Source organism: Skermanella aerolata KACC 11604, from assembly GCF_000936425.1.
Taxonomy (GTDB): domain Bacteria; phylum Pseudomonadota; class Alphaproteobacteria; order Azospirillales; family Azospirillaceae; genus Skermanella; species Skermanella aerolata.
This window is the reverse complement of the sequence record NZ_AVFK01000053.1, coordinates 1-15,007: the sequence shown is the minus strand read 5'-3', so window position 1 is coordinate 15,007 and position 15,007 is coordinate 1. Positions and strand designations below refer to the sequence as shown.

The following is a 15,007-nucleotide window of genomic DNA, read 5'->3' as shown; positions in this document are numbered from 1 at the left end:
AATGCTTGTACCGTGCCGGTGGGGGGCATGTCCACCGATGCCCTGCGGATTGCCTCGCACGCGCCCGAACGTCATGAAGCCGCGCGGGTCGCAAGGACCCGCGCGGCTTCATGAGGCTTCAGGCAGAAGCGGCTGGCGCAGCTCAGTCCGGCGTGCTGGCTTCGGCATCCGCTTCCGGCGTGCCCATCATCGCGTTGGCGACGAGGCCGGCGTTGCCGCGGATCTTGGCCTCGATCGAGTCGGCCACTTCCGTGTTGGTGCGCAGGAAGGTCTTGGCGTTCTCGCGGCCCTGGCCGATGCGCTGGCCTTCGTAGCTGAACCAGGAACCCGACTTCTCCACCACGTTGGCCTGGACGCCGAGGTCGAGCAGTTCGCCGACCTTGGAGACGCCCTCGCCGTACATGATGTCGAACTCGACCACGCGGAACGGCGGGGCCATCTTGTTCTTGACCACCTTCACGCGGGTCTGGTTGCCGACCACGTTCTCCCGGTCCTTGATCGCGCCGATGCGGCGGATGTCGAGGCGGACGGAGGCGTAGAACTTCAGCGCGTTACCGCCGGTGGTGGTTTCCGGGTTGCCAAACATCACGCCGATCTTCAGCCGGATCTGGTTGATGAAGATGACGGTGGTATGCGACTTGGAGATCGAGCCGGTCAGCTTGCGGAGCGCCTGGCTCATCAGGCGGGCATGCAGGCCGACATGGCTGTCGCCCATCTCGCCTTCCAGCTCGGCGCGCGGCACCAGGGCCGCGACGCTGTCGACCACCAGCACGTCGATGGCACCGGAGCGGACCAGCGTATCGGTGATTTCCAGCGCCTGTTCACCGGCGTCGGGCTGCGAGATCAGCAGCTCGTCGACGTTGACACCGAGCTTGCGGGCGTAGCCGGGGTCGAGCGCGTGCTCCGCGTCCACGAAGGCGCAGGTGCCCCCGTTCTTCTGGGCCTGGGCGATGGCATGGAGGGCCAGCGTGGTCTTGCCCGAGCTTTCAGGGCCGTAGATTTCAACGATGCGGCCGCGTGGCAGGCCGCCGATGCCAAGCGCTATATCGAGGCCGAGCGAACCGGTCGAGACGACTTCGGTCTCGGTCGCCGCTTCGCGCGCGCCGAGCTTCATGATGGAGCCCTTGCCGAATGCGCGTTCGATCTGACCGAGGGCCGCGTCGAGTGCCTTTTGCTTATCCATGGGACTTTCAACCAAACGCAAGGGTGCGGACGACATGCTGGGGCCCTCTTCTCTCATACGCCGGACAGGAGTGCAATCTGAAGCGAATGTACCGCTTCTGTTCTCTCCTGCCAAGGCCTATTCGGAACAAAAAGAGAACGAAGGCCCGGTTATGTCAGGGGTGTTCTCGCGGCCGTGGAAGCCGGACATCAAGGCCCAGCCCCAGGCGCAACCTTCAAACCGTCATACCAAGACTTGATCTTGGTATCTCCTAGCCCGAAGCTACATGCGGACTCCCAACTCGTAATAGAGAGTCGTTGCCATAGTGGAAATGACGTTGGGAGATACCAAGATCAAGTCTTGGTTTGACGAATATTGAAATATTCGCCCATTTACATCCGACGTCATTCACGCCTATCCACGACTCGTATCAGGAGTTTCTCCACTATTTCAGTCACCCGTCCCGCAGGACCTCCTTCACCTTGCCGGCGAGCTGCTTCAGGCTGAAGGGCTTGGGCAGGAAGTGAATGTGTTCTCCGGCGTCGATCTGGTCGCGGAACTTGTCCTCGGTATAGCCGGAGATGAAGATCACCTTCATGTCGGGCCGCTTGTCACGGACGTGGCGGATCAGGGTCGGTCCGTCCATGTGGGGCATCACGACGTCGCTGACCAGAAGGTCGACGCGGTTCGACTCCGTGTTGAGCAGGTTCAGCGCCGCCTCGCCGCTGCGGGCCTCCAGCACCTGATAGCCCTTGTTGCGCAAGGCCCGCGCACTGAAGACGCGCACGGCGTCCTCGTCCTCGACCAGCAGGATCGTTCCGGTGCCGGTAAGGTCGCCGGCGGAACGCTCCCGCGCCTCGCTCTCGGCCTCGGCCGTGACGGCGGCGGTCTTCGCCGCCTGATGGCGCGGCAGGTGGATGGTGAACTTGGCGCCTTCTCCCGGTGCGCTGTCGACAAAGATGAAGCCGCCGGTCTGGCGCACGATGCCGTAGACCGTGGACAGCCCAAGGCCGGTGCCGGAGCCGACTTCCTTGGTCGAGAAGAACGGCTCGAAGATGCGGGCCAGGTTCTCCTTGGGGATGCCGGTGCCGGTATCGAGCACCTCGATCGCGACATATTCGCCGGGCGGCATCTCCTCGTGTTCCCGCCGGGTCGGCTCGTTGGTCGATACGTTGCTGGTCTGGATGGTCAGGCGGCCGCCGCCGGACATGGCGTCGCGTGCGTTGACCGCCAGATTGATGATGACCTGCTCGAGCTGCCCCTGGTCCACCTTGATCAGGCCGAGGTCGCGGCCGTGGACCATCTTCAGTTCGATGTTCTCGCCGATCAGGCGGCGCAGGAGGTTCGACAGTTCGGCGAGAACGTCGGTGATGTTCAGGATGCGCGGCTGAAGCGTCTGCTGGCGCGAGAAGGCCAGCAACTGGCGGACGAGGTTGGCCGCACGGTTGGCGTTCTGCTTGATCTGCATGATGTCGCTGAACGACTGGTCGCCCGGCTTGTGGCGCAGCAGCAGCAGGTCGCAGAAGCCGATCATCGCCGTCAGCAGGTTGTTGAAGTCGTGCGCGACGCCACCGGCCAGCTGGCCGATCGCCTGCATCTTCTGGCTCTGCGCGAACTGCGCCTCCAGGCTCTTCTGCTCGGTCAGGTCGATGAAGTGGAGGATCATTCCGGAACCGGAACTGGAACCGGAAGGGTCGGCCTCGCCCGGCGATCCGGCCAGACGGCGCGCATAGAGCTGCGCCATCTTCTTTTCGCGCCCCTGGGTCCGCAGGTTGACCTCGAAGGGGGCGATCATTCCGGAACCGATCTTACCCTGGTCGAGCCGGGCGAGGATGCTGGTGCGCTCGCCCGGGCTGAACAGCTCGGCCAGCGGGCATCCCAGGATGCTGCGCGACGGCCGCCCGATCATCGTCAGGAAGGCGTCGTTGCACTCCGCCAGCGTGCCGTCGTCGTTGATCAGCGCGATGCCTATGGGGGCATCCTCGAAGAAGCTCTGGAACCGCTGTTCGGACCGGTGCAGCGCCTCGCGCCAGTCGCGTTCCGGCGTCAGGTCGCGGACCACGGACCGCGTCCGCAGGCTGCGCCCGTCCGGCGACGCCACGGTGGTCTGGGCGATCGAAGCCTGGAACCGGCGCCCCTTCAGGCTCTTCATGGTCACTTCGCCGCGGCTCTCGTCGCCGGCGAAGGGGCTGTGCCGGCTCCCGCGGGCCGGCTCCGCCAGCACGTCGTGCAGCGACACCCCGCCGCACACCAGATCGGCCGCAGAGCAGTCGAGCCAGGCGGCCAGCGTGGCGTTGGCGAACAGGAACCGCCCGTCGTGATCGACCGAATAGAACCCGACGGGAGCGTGGTTCATGAAGTCGGACAGGTTCTCCTGCTCGTCGCGGAGACGCTGCTCGACATCCTTGCGGTCGCTGATGTCCTCGATCACCCATTTCGCCAATCCGCCGGTTCCGGCGAGCGGCATCACCCGGATCAGCGACCAGGCGCCCGAGCCAGCGGCGTCATTCGGTCCGCGGGTGCCGCCGGGACCGGGCACCAGTTCCGCCCAGTCCGCCCTGCCCTGCCGGGCCGAATCCGCGAGGCGGCGGAAGCGCGCCGCCATTTCCGGATCATGGTCGAAGCGCCGGCGCAGCATGTCGAACAGCGCGGAGGCAGACCCCGACGCCCCTTCCGGCCCGGCACCGACCCAGGTGCGGAAGACGGAGTTGGCCTGGACGACGGTGCCGTCAGACGCCGTGATCATCCGCCCCATCAATCCGGCATCGAAACTTTCGGCCAGCATCGATCGCTGGTGCTCCGTGCCGGACTGGACCGATACGATCCGCCGGGCGAGGATGCCCCCCCCCAACGCCAGGACGGCGAACAGGCCGCCGGTCAGCATGACGGGGTCGGTCACGATCCCACCGGCCGCGAGACCCAGGCTCAACGCTCCGGCAGCCGTCATCCCGCCGAGGCCGTAGATGGCGGTCCGAGTCACGGCGCCATCGCCGGACGGCTTTTTCCCGACGGGCAGCCCGGTTCCGGAAAAATCTCCGGAGATATCGGTAACGGATGGAGAAACCTGATCCTGCACTGCTGCCCCATGCAACTGTTCATTCAGTAGACTTACTACCGCATTAACCCTAACGCGCAAAACGCTTAGTTGCGGCCCAGGCGATTCTTCAGCTTGAACACGTAAGATATGACTTCGGCCATTGCCTTGTAATGCTCCGGCGGAATCTCCTGGTCGATTTCGACCGAGGCGAAGAGTGCCCGCGCGAGAGGCGGATTCTCGACGATGGGAATGTCGTTCTCCTTGGCGATCTCGCGGATCTTCGCGGCCACCGCGTCGGCGCCCTTGGCCAGCACGACCGGTGCCGCCATGGCGGACTGGTCGTATTTCAGCGCCACGGCGAAGTGGGTCGGGTTGGTCACGACCACGTCGGCCCGGGGCACCGCCTGCATCATGCGCTGGCGCGCCTTGTCGAACCGCATCTGGCGCAGGCGTCCCTTGACGATGGGGTCGCCTTCCTGCTGCTTGTATTCCTCCTTCTGGTCGTGCTTGGACATCTTCATCTTCTCGGCATACTTGAACCGCTGATAGAAGAGGTCTCCGCCGGCCAGGAGGAACATGATGATGGTGACCCAGAGGAAGAGCCTGACCACGAGATACTGGATCTCGCTGAGCAGAAGCTCCATCGGCATGCCGGCGTAGTGCTCGACGCTGATCATCATGGGCTTCAGGATGATGTAGCAGACGGCCCCGATGACGGCCATCTTGACGAACCCCTTGACCAGTTCCAGCCCGTTCTGCATCGAGAACAGCCGCATGAAGGCGGGCAGCGGGTTCAGCTTGGCGATGTCCGGCTTCATCTTCTCGGCGGTGACCAGCCAGCCGATCTGGAGGATGGTGCCCAGGACCCCGGCCGCCGCCATGATGAGAACCGGCAGCAGGATGGCCAGGAACGCCGTCAATGCGGTGTCGCGGAGGATGCCGCCGATGGCGCCCTGGTCCACCGGCACCGTTCCCGCATGCTCGAGATAGCCCACGAGGCCGTCGCTGAGACGCCTTATCGAGGATGGGGCGATCATGGAGACGACGACGAGGCTGGCGAGCAGCATGAGCCAGATCTTGACCTCCTGGCTCATCGGCACGTCGCCTTTTTCCCGGGCGTCGCTCAGCTTCTTGCCGCTGGCGTCCTCGGTCTTTGAGGCATCATCCTCGTCTTCGGCCATCCCCGCTTCCCCGCGCCCTAGCCGAGAAAACCGGCGAGGCTGCTTTCGACCGTGCGCAGCCAGAACATCATCGTGGCGGACATGACGAGGGTGAGCAACGCCAGCCCGAGCGCCACCTGACCGCCCATGATGACGCTGAAGGCCTGAAGCTGGGGCATCATTTTCTGGAGCAGTCCGAGCGCCAGGTTGAACATGATGCCGACCGCGATGAAGGGCGCCGCCATCTGTGCCCCGATCGAGAAGCACTGGGCGACCATCTTCGTCATCATCTCGGCGAAGTCGCCCATCGGCAGGGGCGCTCCGGGCACGAAGACCTCGTAGCTGCCGATCACCGACAGGATCAGCAGGTGGTGAAGATCGGTAACGAACAGCAGGACGACGCCGATATTGCCCATGTAGGCGCCGATCAGCGTGCCCTGCGCCGCCAGCGCGGGATTGAACATGAAGGCGTTGGACAGGCCGATCTGCATGGAGATGATGGTGCCCGCGATGTCCAGGGCCGCCGAGAGCATGCGCGAGATCGTGCCCAGGAACAGGCCGACGAACCCTTCCATCACGATCAGGACGGTCAGCCCGAGCGCGCCGGCCGGGACCGGCGGCAGCATGGGAGTGATGGCGGGCTGGACCACCAGCGTGATCGCGAGCGCCAGCAGCAGGCGGATGCGGGGCTGGACGTAGGTGTCGCCGAAGCCCGGCAGCTGCATGAAGGCGGTGCCGATCCGCGAGAAGATCAGCATGAAGGAATATATCTGGCCGGTCAGGGCCTGATCGAGCGACAGGATCTCCATCGGCATGGAGTTAGCCCGTCCCCATGCCAATGATCCGGTCCGCGAGCTGGTGGGTGAAGGTCACCAATGTAGAGAGCATGAAGGGCATCAGCAGGATCAGCGCGCCGAACACGATGACGACCTTGGGAACGAAGGTCAGCGTCATCTCCTGGATCTGGGTCAGCGCCTGGAACAGCGAGATCGCAAGGCCGACAACGAGCGATATGATCATGATCGGTCCGCCGATCTTCAGGGTCACGATGATGGACTCGCGGACCACCTCCAGCACGTCGGTTGAGTTCATGGCGAAGCGGCGCCGTCAGATCGGCATGCGCAGGATTTCCTGATACGCCTGGACCACCTTGTCGCGTACCGACGTGGCGGTCTGGAGCGTCAGTTCGGCGTTGGTGACCGCCGTGATCACCTCCGTCAGGTCGGCCTTGCCGACCACGGCGGCGGCGCTGATCCGCTCGCTCTTGTGCAACTGCTCGATGCCGGTCGCCGCGGCGTCCTTGACGAAGGTGGCGAAGGACGGTCCGGCATCCTTCGCGGCGATGCCCGGCGACGCGCCGGCTGCGGCCGTCTTGGCATAGGCGCTGAGGGCATTGGCGACGAGGGCGACCATGGTTCGAACTCCGGTATCTGGCAGGCGGTCAGGCGGTCAGGATTCGGGCGTGCAGGTTTCAGATGGGCGGGATTTAGCCGCGCAGGATTTCTATCGTGCGCGTCAGCAGGGTCTTCGATGCCTCGATGACGCTCAGGTTGGCCTCGTAGCTGCGCTGCGCTTCGCGCATGTCATTGGCTTCGACCAGGGAATTGACGTTCGGGTACAGCACGTAGCCCTCGGCGTTGGCGCTGGGATGGGTCGGGTCGTAGCGGCGCTGGAAGTCGCTGCGGTCCTTGTCGATCTTGTGGACGCGGACCATCTCCAGCCCGTGCTGGCGGTCCATCGCGTTCTCGAACGTGATCACCTTGCGCCGGTACGGCAGGTCGTTGGGGGTTTCCGCCGTGGAGTCGGAATTCGCCATGTTCTCGGCGATGACCTTGATGCGGGTGCCCTGCACCTTCATGCCCGCGGCGGCGACGGTCAGGCTGTCGCGCAAATCCATCTTGTTTCCTCCCAGGGATTAAGGGTCGGGGACCAAAAGTCGGGGATCAGCGGCCGATGGCGGTCTTCATCAGGCCGACATGCTTGCGGTAGAGATTGGTGACGAGCTGATAGGTCATGCCGGTATCGGCGACCTTGATCATCTGCTCTTCCATGATGACGGAGTTGCCGTCGGGCGCCGCTTCGTAGTTGTGCCGGGGCCTGTCCTTCTGAACGTCGTTGCCCTGCGCCTGCGTCGATCCGGTCATGTGGCCGACCGCCGTCCTGGCCGGCGCCAGCTGGCGGGTCTGTCCCAGGGCACGGTCGAAGCTGAACCCGGTCAGGTCGCTCGGACGGTAATGGGGTGTGTCGGAGTTGGCGATGTTCTGGGCCAGCACCTGCTGCCGCTCGGTCAGCCAGTCCAGTTTACCTTTCATCAGCCTGAAGAGGCCCGTGCTGCCCAAGTCCATGGTGCTACCTGCCCATTTCAACGCAAGGTTCCAGAATTGCCGAGCCGTCTTAATATCCCGTTAAGGCGGCGGGGCGCATCCGTGCCGATACTTCTTCATGCAACCGGCGAGCCACGGCCAAGGCAGCCGTATCGTCAGGATTTCCACCGCTTTTCATGGATGATATGCCGCTGTCACCGGTCCGAAGGGGCAATATCTGCCGGGTCAACTTTGCCGCGGCGCCTCTTTAGGATTGGTTAAGCATGATCGGCTAGGTTCCGGAGACGCGCCGATACGGCGTGCGAGCGCCTTTTTCTGCGGGATCTCCGTGCCCTATCAAGATCGACATCGTCCGGACCCATCCGCCGCCCGCCCCGCCAAGGTGCGCAAGCCCATCGCCGTGGCTCTCCAGTACGAGCTGGACGGCCCCTCCCTGCCCCGCGTGGTGGCGAGCGGCCAGGGCCGGATGGCGGAACAGATCCTGGAGATGGCCTTCGCATCGGGCGTCAAGGTGCGCGAGGACGCCGACTTGGCGGAACTGCTGTCGGTGGTCCAGCTCGATTCGGAAATCCCGACGGACGCGCTGGTCGCCGTGGCGGAGATCCTGGCCTATATCTACCGCGCCAACGGCAAGCTGCCGCCGCTGGGTGGCCATGCCGCGGGAGGGCAGCCATGAACGGCGGCCCGGGCGGCGCCCCCTCGCTCACGGACATGGCGGCAATCGAGCGGGAGCTGGACATGATAGCGCTCGCCATCGGCGACACCCGTGTCGCCCTTCAGGCGGGCGGCGTGATCGATCTGGCGGGGCTGGACGACCGCGTCGCCTCGATCTGCGCGGGCCTGGAAGCCCAGCCGCACGAGACGGCCCGCGTCCTGATGCCGAAGCTGACGCTGCTGGTACAGGACCTCACCATGCTCTCCACCGCCTGCGCCCAGGTTCAGGCCGACACCGAACTGGCGCTCCGCAAGGTGTCCGGCAGCCGGGCATCGCAGGCCTACGGCAGGCCGCCCCTTCCCCCGATCTCCGGCCCGGTCCGGGATTGATCCCACGCAGTCCCGGAAGCGAGCCCGCCATGGAGATGGAAACCTATCTGCGCTTCGCGCTTGCCCTGAGCTTCGTGCTGGCGCTGATCGTGGCCGCTTCCTGGGTCATGCGCCGTCTTGGCTACGGCTCGGCGATGCCGCCCCGTACCGGTAAGGCGCGCCGGCTGGGCGTCGTCGAAGTCGCCCAGATCGACGTCCGGCGCCGGCTGGTCCTGATCCGGCGCGACGGGGTGGAGCATCTGGTGCTGCTGGGCATCAACAACGACCTCGTCCTGGAGACGGGCATCGCCCCGCCGGCGGACGGCGCCGCCGCGGACGCCGGGACTTCGCGATGAACCTGGATCGTCTTCGCCGGAACCTGTCGGTGCTGGCCGCCGTCGCAGCGCCGCTGGCAGGGCTGACCGTCTGGCTGCTCGCATATCCCGCCCTTGCGCAGAGCTTCAACCTGGACCTCAACCGCGCCGGCGGGTCCAGCACGTCGCAGATCATCCAGCTCTTCGCGCTGCTGACGGTGCTGTCGATCGCCCCCGGCATCCTGGTGATGGTGACCGCCTTCATCCGGATCGCGGTGGTGCTGTCGTTCCTGCGCACCGCGATGGGCATCCAGCAGACGCCGCCGAACTCCGTCATGATGAGCCTGGCGCTGTTCCTGACGGCCTTCATCATGGCCCCGACGATGCAGGAAGCCTACACCAACGGGATCGCACCGCTGGTCGCCAACGAGATCGACGAGATGGAGGCGTTCGAGCAGTCGGTCAAACCGTTCCACGCCTTCATGATGCAGCATGTCCGGGAAGCCGACCTGATCCTGTTCGCCGATATCGCCAAGACAGGAGAGGTCAAGGCGCCGGAGGACACGCCGCTTCAGGTGCTGATCCCGGCCTTCATGATCTCGGAACTGCGCCGGGGCTTCGAGATCGGCTTCCTGCTTTTCCTGCCCTTCCTGATCATCGACATGGTGGTGGCGTCGATCCTGATGTCGATGGGCATGATGATGCTGCCGCCGGCCGCCGTGGCGATGCCGTTCAAGATCATCTTCTTCGTGCTGGTGGACGGCTGGCACCTGATTTCAGGCACTCTGGTCCAGAGCTTCGGCGGGCTATCCTAGCCGTTCCGGCATTCAGGAACTCGCGGGCGCCGCCTTGGGATCGCCGTCCGGTTCCGCGTTCTCACTCTCGCTGGCGCGTTCCGTGCCGTCGGCGACGGGGTTGGGGCCTTTCTTGGTTTCGGTGACGATGTCGCCCGACCCGCCGCTGGAAGATGCCGCGGCCGTGTGGCTGCCCGGCCCGGCCGACTCGCCTGCTTCATTGCCTTCCGCATCCTTCTGGACCGGCTGGCCAGGCCTGAACTTCAGGCGGTCGGTCTCGTCGTCGAAGGTGCCGTTGTGATTGTGGGACACGCTGCTCTCCCCGTTCCGTTGTGATACCAGAAAGAGTCAACGTGCCCGCCGCCATGGCGGTTCCGCTTTTCGTCAGTTCACCGCCGGGGCGGCGGCGCTTCTTCAGTTCACCACCGGGGCGGCGGCTCCGCGCTGGCCGGCCAGGAACTTCTGGAAGGTGCCGACCTCCTTGACGCGCGACTGGATCGAGGCGAGGTCGATCAGGCCGCCGGACTGGCCAGGGCGCGCCAGGACGCGGAAGGTGTCGGCATGGGGACCGTCGGCCATAGCCGTGCCGAACTGACTGCGCAGCCGGTCAAGCGCGGCATTGTCGCCGGCCAGCGACAGGGCCACCGCCTGATTGAGCACCAGATCCGCCTTGTCCTTGGACAGGGCCGTGCCGTCCGGCGGCGGCGGTCCGATCACCTTGGCGAGACCGGATGCCGCCTCCGCCCACTGGGCGCCGCGCCACGCGATGTCCACCCGCAGCAGCTCGGCCGGCTGGCTGGTGTCCTCCTTCAGCAGCGCCAAGGCCTCGCCGTAGCGCTTCAGTTCGGCCAGCGCGCGGGCGCGCAGGATGCGCCGCTCGGCGACCAGGGCCGGCGTCAGTTCCGGGACGTCGGACTGGTCGAGCGCCGCGATCGCCTGATCCGGCTTGGCGTCCTGAAGGCGGATCGATGCTAGACGGGTGCCGGCGGCGCCCTTGTCCGCTCCCTGGAGCTTGCCGTTCACCAGCCCCTGGAGCATGTCGCCGGCGCGGCCGAGCAGGTCGATCTCGACCATCCGCTCGGCAAGCTGGCGGACGACGCCGTCGGCCTGCGGCCCTTCCGGCGCCAGATCCTTGAACTGGTCGTAGAGGCCGAGTGCTTCGACCGGCGAGAGCGCCGCGGCACCGTCCTTGGTGTAGAGGTCCACGAAGCTCTGCGACATGCCGCTCAGCATCCCGGCGGCGCGCGGGCTTTCGGGGAAGAGCTCGGCAGCCTGCCGGATCGTGTTGAAGCCCTCGGCGTAATTGTGGGCCTTCATGTAGGTGGCGCCCAGCTTTTCCAGGATATCCAGTTCCAGGTCGTCGCCGCGCCAGGCGAAGCGAAGCCGCTCCAGCCGGGCGACGGCCTCGGCGGCGCCGAGCGTCCCGTTCTCCATCTCCAGATCGACCAGGGCCAGCTCGGCGCGGGTCCGGTACAGGCGGTCGTTGCTGTCCGCAACGGTCCGGAACGCGCCCATGGCCTCGTCCTTGTTGCCAGCGAGCAGGCGGAGCTGGCCGCGCAGGAACTGGCCGACCGGCTTCTTCTCGAACGCCCCGCCGGTACGCTTGGCCAGTGCGTCGAGCTGTCGGGTGGCGCCCGTCCGGTCGCCGGTCGCCAGCTTGGCCTTCACCGCCATCGCTGCGAGCTTTGTGTAGAAGGGGTCGGGATAGCCGTCGAGGGTGGTGCGGGCGCGGTCGAAATCGCGCGCCGCCGCCGGCCAGTCGCCCTGCTCCGCCGAGGCGGCCGCCCGCCAGAGCACCGCTTCGTCCTGACGGTCGAGCGCCGGATTGGCGAGATCCTCGGCACCCAGCTTCGGTTCGCCGTAGAGCACCCGCCCCGCCCCTCGCAACGCCTGGAACTCCGGCCGGCTTTCCAGGTCGGGCTGGTTGCCGGCCAGCATGCCCATCAGTCCGAGGCTTTCCGCCGCGAGGCCATGGGCGAAGTAGAAATGGGCGAGGTCCAGCCGGGCGCGGTCCTTCTCGATCTCCGGCGCGTTGAGGACGGCCTGCTGCGCCTTCTGGCGGAGCTTGGTGAAGTCGGACACCGGCCCGCCCCGCCAGCGGGCGAGGTCGAACAGGCCGGAAGCCGCCGCCGCTGCCGGTTCCCGCCCCCGGCCGCTCAGGCGGGTAGCGGACACTCCGGCGACATCGGCCGGCGGCGACAGCCGCAGGCCGCCGGCGGACGTGACCTCCACCCCGTCGCGGATCGGGCGGACGGCGACGGTGTCCTCCAGCGGCTGTACGACGATACCCTGGGCGGCCGGCAGCAGCCGGAGCTGGGTGAAGCCGTGGGGTTCGGCGACCGCCTGCCCCGGATTGGGCAGCGGCACCACCAGGAGCTGGTCGCCGACGACGGGATCGTTGATCTGGACGACCTGCCGGGCATCGGGAACGCCGACCACCAGCCGCGCGCCCAGCGGAAAGTCCCGCTGGGCATCGACCGGCAGGCCTTCGGGCGGTGCCGGGGCACGCGGTCCCAGGGCTATGCGCCAGGTATTGCCATCGCGGGTCACCGCCGGTTCCATGCCGTCGGGCAAGGCCATGCGGAACGCGGTGGCGCCGCGCAGGGGCACGGTTTCCGGTCCGCCCAGTCCGGGGACCAGCGTATCGACCTTGATCCTGCCGTCGAGTTCCAGCGGCCGGCCGAACACGACATAGAGGAAACCGGCGCGGGTATAGACGGCGGCGGCCGCCGGTTCCTGCGCCTCCACCGTGACGCCGCCCCGGTGTGTCTCGGAAGGCGAAGCGTTGAGCGGCTGGGACGCCACCGGCATCTGGGGCGACGCGGAAGGCGGCGGAGGCGGCGCGACCGCCGCTTTCGGTGCCGGAGCGGAGCCTTCCGGCGCCGGCGGGGCCAGCAACTGCTTACGCGACGACGGCTGGGGCTTGGCCGGCTCCTGCTGCGGCTTCGCCTGCGACGGCGCCTGGGGAGCGGGAGCCGGCGCGGGTGCCGGTACCGGGGATGGCGATATGGCTGCGGCCGGCGCGGATGGTGCGGTCGCAGTCGCCTTTGCCGCACCCTTGGGGGGATCGACGATGTCGATGGCGACGCCGCCCGAGCCGGGCCGGAAATGCTTGATCTCGCTGCCGGGCGGGATGGTGATCTGGACCACCAGCTTGCCGTCGGCGACGGTCTGGCCGACGGTCGGAACGTTGCGCAGCTTCGTCCGCTGGATGGCGCGGAAATCGGCCGTGCCCGGTTTCGAAAAGGTGATCTGGACGGTGTCGCCCTGCCGGGCGACGGAGTAGTCGACCGGGCCGCCCGGCCAATCGAACACCAGCCGGTTGCGGTCGGGATGGACGCCCGCGCGCACCCGAACGACGGGGTCCGGCTGCTGCGCGGCTGCCGGCGGCACCGCCGCGGTCAGCCCGCCGGCGAGCAGCAACGCCGCTCCCAGTACAGCACCCAGCCGGACCCTCATGATCTTTCAGTCGAAGCTGGCGAGCAACTTGTCGATCTCACTCTGATCGATGGCGTTGCCGGGGAGTTGCGGGCCGTTCAGCAGCGAGTCCTCGTTGTTGGGGTCGGCGGCTGCGGCGCTCCGGTGGCTCTTCTGGACCTCCTCGCCGAGCGCCTGGATCAGCACCTCGATCTTGCCTTCGATGTGCTTCAGGGTGCGGACGACCTTGGTGATGCGCTGTCCGGTAATGTCCTGAAAGTTGCAGGCCTCGAAGATCCGGGTCACCGCCTGGGTCAGTTCGGCGCGGGGTTCCGGATCGACCTTGGCGGCGATGGCGCTGATGACGTCGCACGAGTCCATGATCTGGTTGGTCGCGTCCTCGGTGGCGCCGACCACGGCGTCCAGTTCGTCGGTGGCGCTGGCGATGTGCTCGCTGTTGATGTCGTCGGGTCGGATCGCCGCGATCTCGCGCTTGGCGTGCTGGATGTAGCGCGCCAGCGATTCCAGCTCGCCGTAGAGCTTGAGGTCGCTCGACGAGACGTCCCCTTCCATGGAGGTCAGGACGGCGGTGACGATCCCGGCGATCTCCTCGCGGTCGATGGGTTGCCGCGTCTCGTCGCGCGCTTCCGCCAATCGCTTATGGAGCGGCGGTGTCGAACCGATATGGAGGGTGGTCATCGCTTACCTTTTTGTTATTGCCGGCTTGGGATCGCGGGTGCGGGTTCGTGTCGTGGGACGGCCCACACTGGCGCGGCCCCCTTTAAACCGGGGTTAAGCCGGCACGCCTATTTCGGCAGGGTCGGCAAGGCCCGGCGCTCGATCAGCGAGGCGGTGACCTCCTTCGCTTTCAGGGGGTCCATGGCGGCAAGGACCGGCGCGCTCTTGCCTTCGCGCATGCGCTCCACCACGTCGAGCAGCACCGGCAATTCGAGGGCCTCGAAGATCCGCGCGGCATCCTTGGGCTTCATGGTCTCGTAGATCTTGACGAGGCTTTCGAGCTGGGCCGTCTGCTTTTCGTCCACCTGGCGGAGCAGCCCTTCGATATTGGTCCGCAGTTCGGTCAGCTCGGTCACCTTCTGGTCGATGCGCTGCTGGGCGGCGCTGAGCAGGGCCTCGCGCTGGTCGAGCTCCCGCGTGCGGCGGTCCAGCTCCTCCCGCCGTTCGGTCAGGCGCTGGAACACCTCCGCCTGGAGGCTGCCGGAACCTTCCGGGGCATGCTCGTCCACGGCGGCGGTCATGACCTTGGCGGCAGGATTCAGCGGCGGCAACCCGGCGTCGGTCTTGAACGGCTGCGCCGCCGGCGGCTGCGGCGGCGTGGCCGCCGCCGGGGCCGGCTGCTGCGCCTGCACGGAACCGATAGGACCGCGCAGGTCGCCGCCCAGGGCCAGCCAGATGTCGCCGACGCGGACGCCGAGCATCAGGACGGCGACGAAGATGGTGACCGGCAGCAGCCGGGGCCGAAAGCGCGATGGCAGCGTCAGCGACGTGACGGGAGCCTTTGCCGCCCCGGCCGCCGCAGGCGGTGCTGCCTTGCCGGATCGGGCGGGAGCGGCCGGTTTTCTGGGTGTTTGCGGATTGGGCATGACGGGCCTCAACGCAGGTTCTCAAGCGCCCGGAGCAGCTCGCGCTCGGCCCTGGAACGGGCCTCCTGCGGCGGCGGGGACGACGGTTTAGGGGCGGGCGCCGGCTCTTCGGCGGGGGGAGCGGGCAGGCTGGCGGGCGGAGGAGGCGCCGCAGCGCGCCGCAGCGGCGGCG

The 15,007-nt window shown here is 66.8% G+C and carries 16 protein-coding genes; 4 read left to right on the top strand and 12 right to left on the bottom strand.

The genetic code is table 11. From position 1 onward, the window contains the following. Positions 1 to 142: 142 nt before the first annotated feature. From recA to flgB, 8 genes are all read right to left on the bottom strand, one after another. Entirely contained in the window at positions 143 to 1,219 is a 1,077-nt protein-coding gene (gene recA, locus N826_RS33860; RefSeq protein WP_044436383.1) for a recombinase RecA, read from the bottom strand. A 397-nt stretch (positions 1,220 to 1,616) separates the two neighbouring features. Continuing rightward, positions 1,617 to 4,109, bottom strand: a complete 2,493-nt coding sequence (locus N826_RS33855; RefSeq protein ID WP_084721420.1) for an ATP-binding protein — start codon at positions 4,107 to 4,109, stop codon at positions 1,617 to 1,619. A 194-nt stretch (positions 4,110 to 4,303) separates the two neighbouring features. Continuing rightward, positions 4,304 to 5,380 (bottom strand): flagellar biosynthesis protein FlhB, encoded by a 1,077-nt coding sequence (gene flhB, locus N826_RS33850; protein ID WP_044436381.1) that lies wholly within the window; start codon positions 5,378 to 5,380, stop codon positions 4,304 to 4,306. A gap of 17 nt (positions 5,381 to 5,397) precedes the next feature. After that, complete coding sequence (locus tag N826_RS33845) at positions 5,398 to 6,174, bottom strand: flagellar biosynthetic protein FliR (protein WP_044436379.1); 777 nt, start codon at positions 6,172 to 6,174, stop codon at positions 5,398 to 5,400. Between the two features lie 4 nt (positions 6,175 to 6,178). Beyond that, positions 6,179 to 6,451: a flagellar biosynthesis protein FliQ gene (gene fliQ, locus N826_RS33840; RefSeq protein WP_044436377.1), complete on the bottom strand. Its 273-nt coding sequence runs from the start codon at positions 6,449 to 6,451 to the stop codon at positions 6,179 to 6,181. Positions 6,452 to 6,466: 15 nt separating this feature from the next. Beyond that, the gene (fliE, locus tag N826_RS33835; RefSeq protein WP_044436375.1) at positions 6,467 to 6,772 is read right to left on the bottom strand and encodes a flagellar hook-basal body complex protein FliE; all 306 of its coding nucleotides are present in this window, start codon (positions 6,770 to 6,772) and stop codon (positions 6,467 to 6,469) included. A 73-nt stretch (positions 6,773 to 6,845) separates the two neighbouring features. Further along, a complete protein-coding gene (gene flgC, locus N826_RS33830) occupies positions 6,846 to 7,256 on the bottom strand; it encodes a flagellar basal body rod protein FlgC (RefSeq protein WP_044436374.1) in 411 nt (136 codons plus the stop codon). Between the two features lie 46 nt (positions 7,257 to 7,302). Next, on the bottom strand, positions 7,303 to 7,704 hold the full coding sequence (gene flgB, locus N826_RS33825; RefSeq protein ID WP_044436372.1) for a flagellar basal body rod protein FlgB: 402 nt from the start codon (positions 7,702 to 7,704) through the stop codon (positions 7,303 to 7,305). Between the two features lie 307 nt (positions 7,705 to 8,011). On the opposite strand from flgB, the gene N826_RS33820 reads away from it, so the two are divergent. Genes N826_RS33820 through fliP form a run of 4 tightly spaced genes read left to right on the top strand, consistent with a single transcriptional unit; the run spans position 8,012 to position 9,835 of the window. After that, positions 8,012 to 8,359 (top strand): EscU/YscU/HrcU family type III secretion system export apparatus switch protein, encoded by a 348-nt coding sequence (locus N826_RS33820; protein ID WP_044436371.1) that lies wholly within the window; start codon positions 8,012 to 8,014, stop codon positions 8,357 to 8,359. Further along, complete coding sequence (locus N826_RS33815; protein WP_044436370.1) at positions 8,356 to 8,727, top strand: hypothetical protein; 372 nt, start codon at positions 8,356 to 8,358, stop codon at positions 8,725 to 8,727. Before N826_RS33820 ends, N826_RS33815 begins: the two co-directional genes overlap by 4 nt. A gap of 29 nt (positions 8,728 to 8,756) precedes the next feature. Further along, complete coding sequence (locus N826_RS33810) at positions 8,757 to 9,062, top strand: flagellar biosynthetic protein FliO (RefSeq protein ID WP_044436368.1); 306 nt, start codon at positions 8,757 to 8,759, stop codon at positions 9,060 to 9,062. After that, the gene (fliP, locus tag N826_RS33805; protein WP_044436366.1) at positions 9,059 to 9,835 is read left to right on the top strand and encodes a flagellar type III secretion system pore protein FliP; all 777 of its coding nucleotides are present in this window, start codon (positions 9,059 to 9,061) and stop codon (positions 9,833 to 9,835) included. Before N826_RS33810 ends, fliP begins: the two co-directional genes overlap by 4 nt. 12 nt (positions 9,836 to 9,847) lie before the next feature. Here the strand turns inward: fliP and N826_RS33800 are convergent, their stop codons facing one another. From N826_RS33800 to N826_RS33785, 4 genes are all read right to left on the bottom strand, one after another. Further along, the gene (locus tag N826_RS33800) at positions 9,848 to 10,126 is read right to left on the bottom strand and encodes a hypothetical protein (protein WP_044436364.1); all 279 of its coding nucleotides are present in this window, start codon (positions 10,124 to 10,126) and stop codon (positions 9,848 to 9,850) included. A gap of 102 nt (positions 10,127 to 10,228) precedes the next feature. Further along, on the bottom strand, positions 10,229 to 13,273 hold the full coding sequence (locus N826_RS44990; protein ID WP_052832551.1) for a tetratricopeptide repeat protein: 3,045 nt from the start codon (positions 13,271 to 13,273) through the stop codon (positions 10,229 to 10,231). A gap of 6 nt (positions 13,274 to 13,279) precedes the next feature. After that, the gene (locus tag N826_RS33790; RefSeq protein WP_044436362.1) at positions 13,280 to 13,930 is read right to left on the bottom strand and encodes a protein phosphatase CheZ; all 651 of its coding nucleotides are present in this window, start codon (positions 13,928 to 13,930) and stop codon (positions 13,280 to 13,282) included. Between the two features lie 107 nt (positions 13,931 to 14,037). Further along, complete coding sequence (locus tag N826_RS33785; protein ID WP_052832548.1) at positions 14,038 to 14,835, bottom strand: MotE family protein; 798 nt, start codon at positions 14,833 to 14,835, stop codon at positions 14,038 to 14,040. Positions 14,836 to 15,007 lie beyond the last annotated feature (172 nt).

Bases quoted from the DNA above. Each gene is read 5' to 3' on its own strand.
- recA (WP_044436383.1), bottom strand. From the start codon at position 1,219: ATGTCGTCCGCACCCTTGCGTTTGGTTGAAAGTCCCATGGATAAGCAA.
- N826_RS33855 (WP_084721420.1), bottom strand. From the start codon at position 4,109: ATGACGGCTGCCGGAGCGTTGAGCCTGGGTCTCGCGGCCGGTGGGATC.
- flhB (WP_044436381.1), bottom strand. From the start codon at position 5,380: ATGGCCGAAGACGAGGATGATGCCTCAAAGACCGAGGACGCCAGCGGC.
- N826_RS33845 (WP_044436379.1), bottom strand. From the start codon at position 6,174: ATGCCGATGGAGATCCTGTCGCTCGATCAGGCCCTGACCGGCCAGATA.
- fliQ (WP_044436377.1), bottom strand. From the start codon at position 6,451: ATGAACTCAACCGACGTGCTGGAGGTGGTCCGCGAGTCCATCATCGTG.
- fliE (WP_044436375.1), bottom strand. From the start codon at position 6,772: ATGGTCGCCCTCGTCGCCAATGCCCTCAGCGCCTATGCCAAGACGGCC.
- flgC (WP_044436374.1), bottom strand. From the start codon at position 7,256: ATGGATTTGCGCGACAGCCTGACCGTCGCCGCCGCGGGCATGAAGGTG.
- flgB (WP_044436372.1), bottom strand. From the start codon at position 7,704: ATGGACTTGGGCAGCACGGGCCTCTTCAGGCTGATGAAAGGTAAACTG.
- N826_RS33815 (WP_044436370.1), top strand. From the start codon at position 8,356: ATGAACGGCGGCCCGGGCGGCGCCCCCTCGCTCACGGACATGGCGGCA.
- N826_RS33810 (WP_044436368.1), top strand. From the start codon at position 8,757: ATGGAGATGGAAACCTATCTGCGCTTCGCGCTTGCCCTGAGCTTCGTG.
- fliP (WP_044436366.1), top strand. From the start codon at position 9,059: ATGAACCTGGATCGTCTTCGCCGGAACCTGTCGGTGCTGGCCGCCGTC.
- N826_RS44990 (WP_052832551.1), bottom strand. From the start codon at position 13,273: ATGAGGGTCCGGCTGGGTGCTGTACTGGGAGCGGCGTTGCTGCTCGCC.
- N826_RS33790 (WP_044436362.1), bottom strand. From the start codon at position 13,930: ATGACCACCCTCCATATCGGTTCGACACCGCCGCTCCATAAGCGATTG.
- N826_RS33785 (WP_052832548.1), bottom strand. From the start codon at position 14,835: ATGCCCAATCCGCAAACACCCAGAAAACCGGCCGCTCCCGCCCGATCC.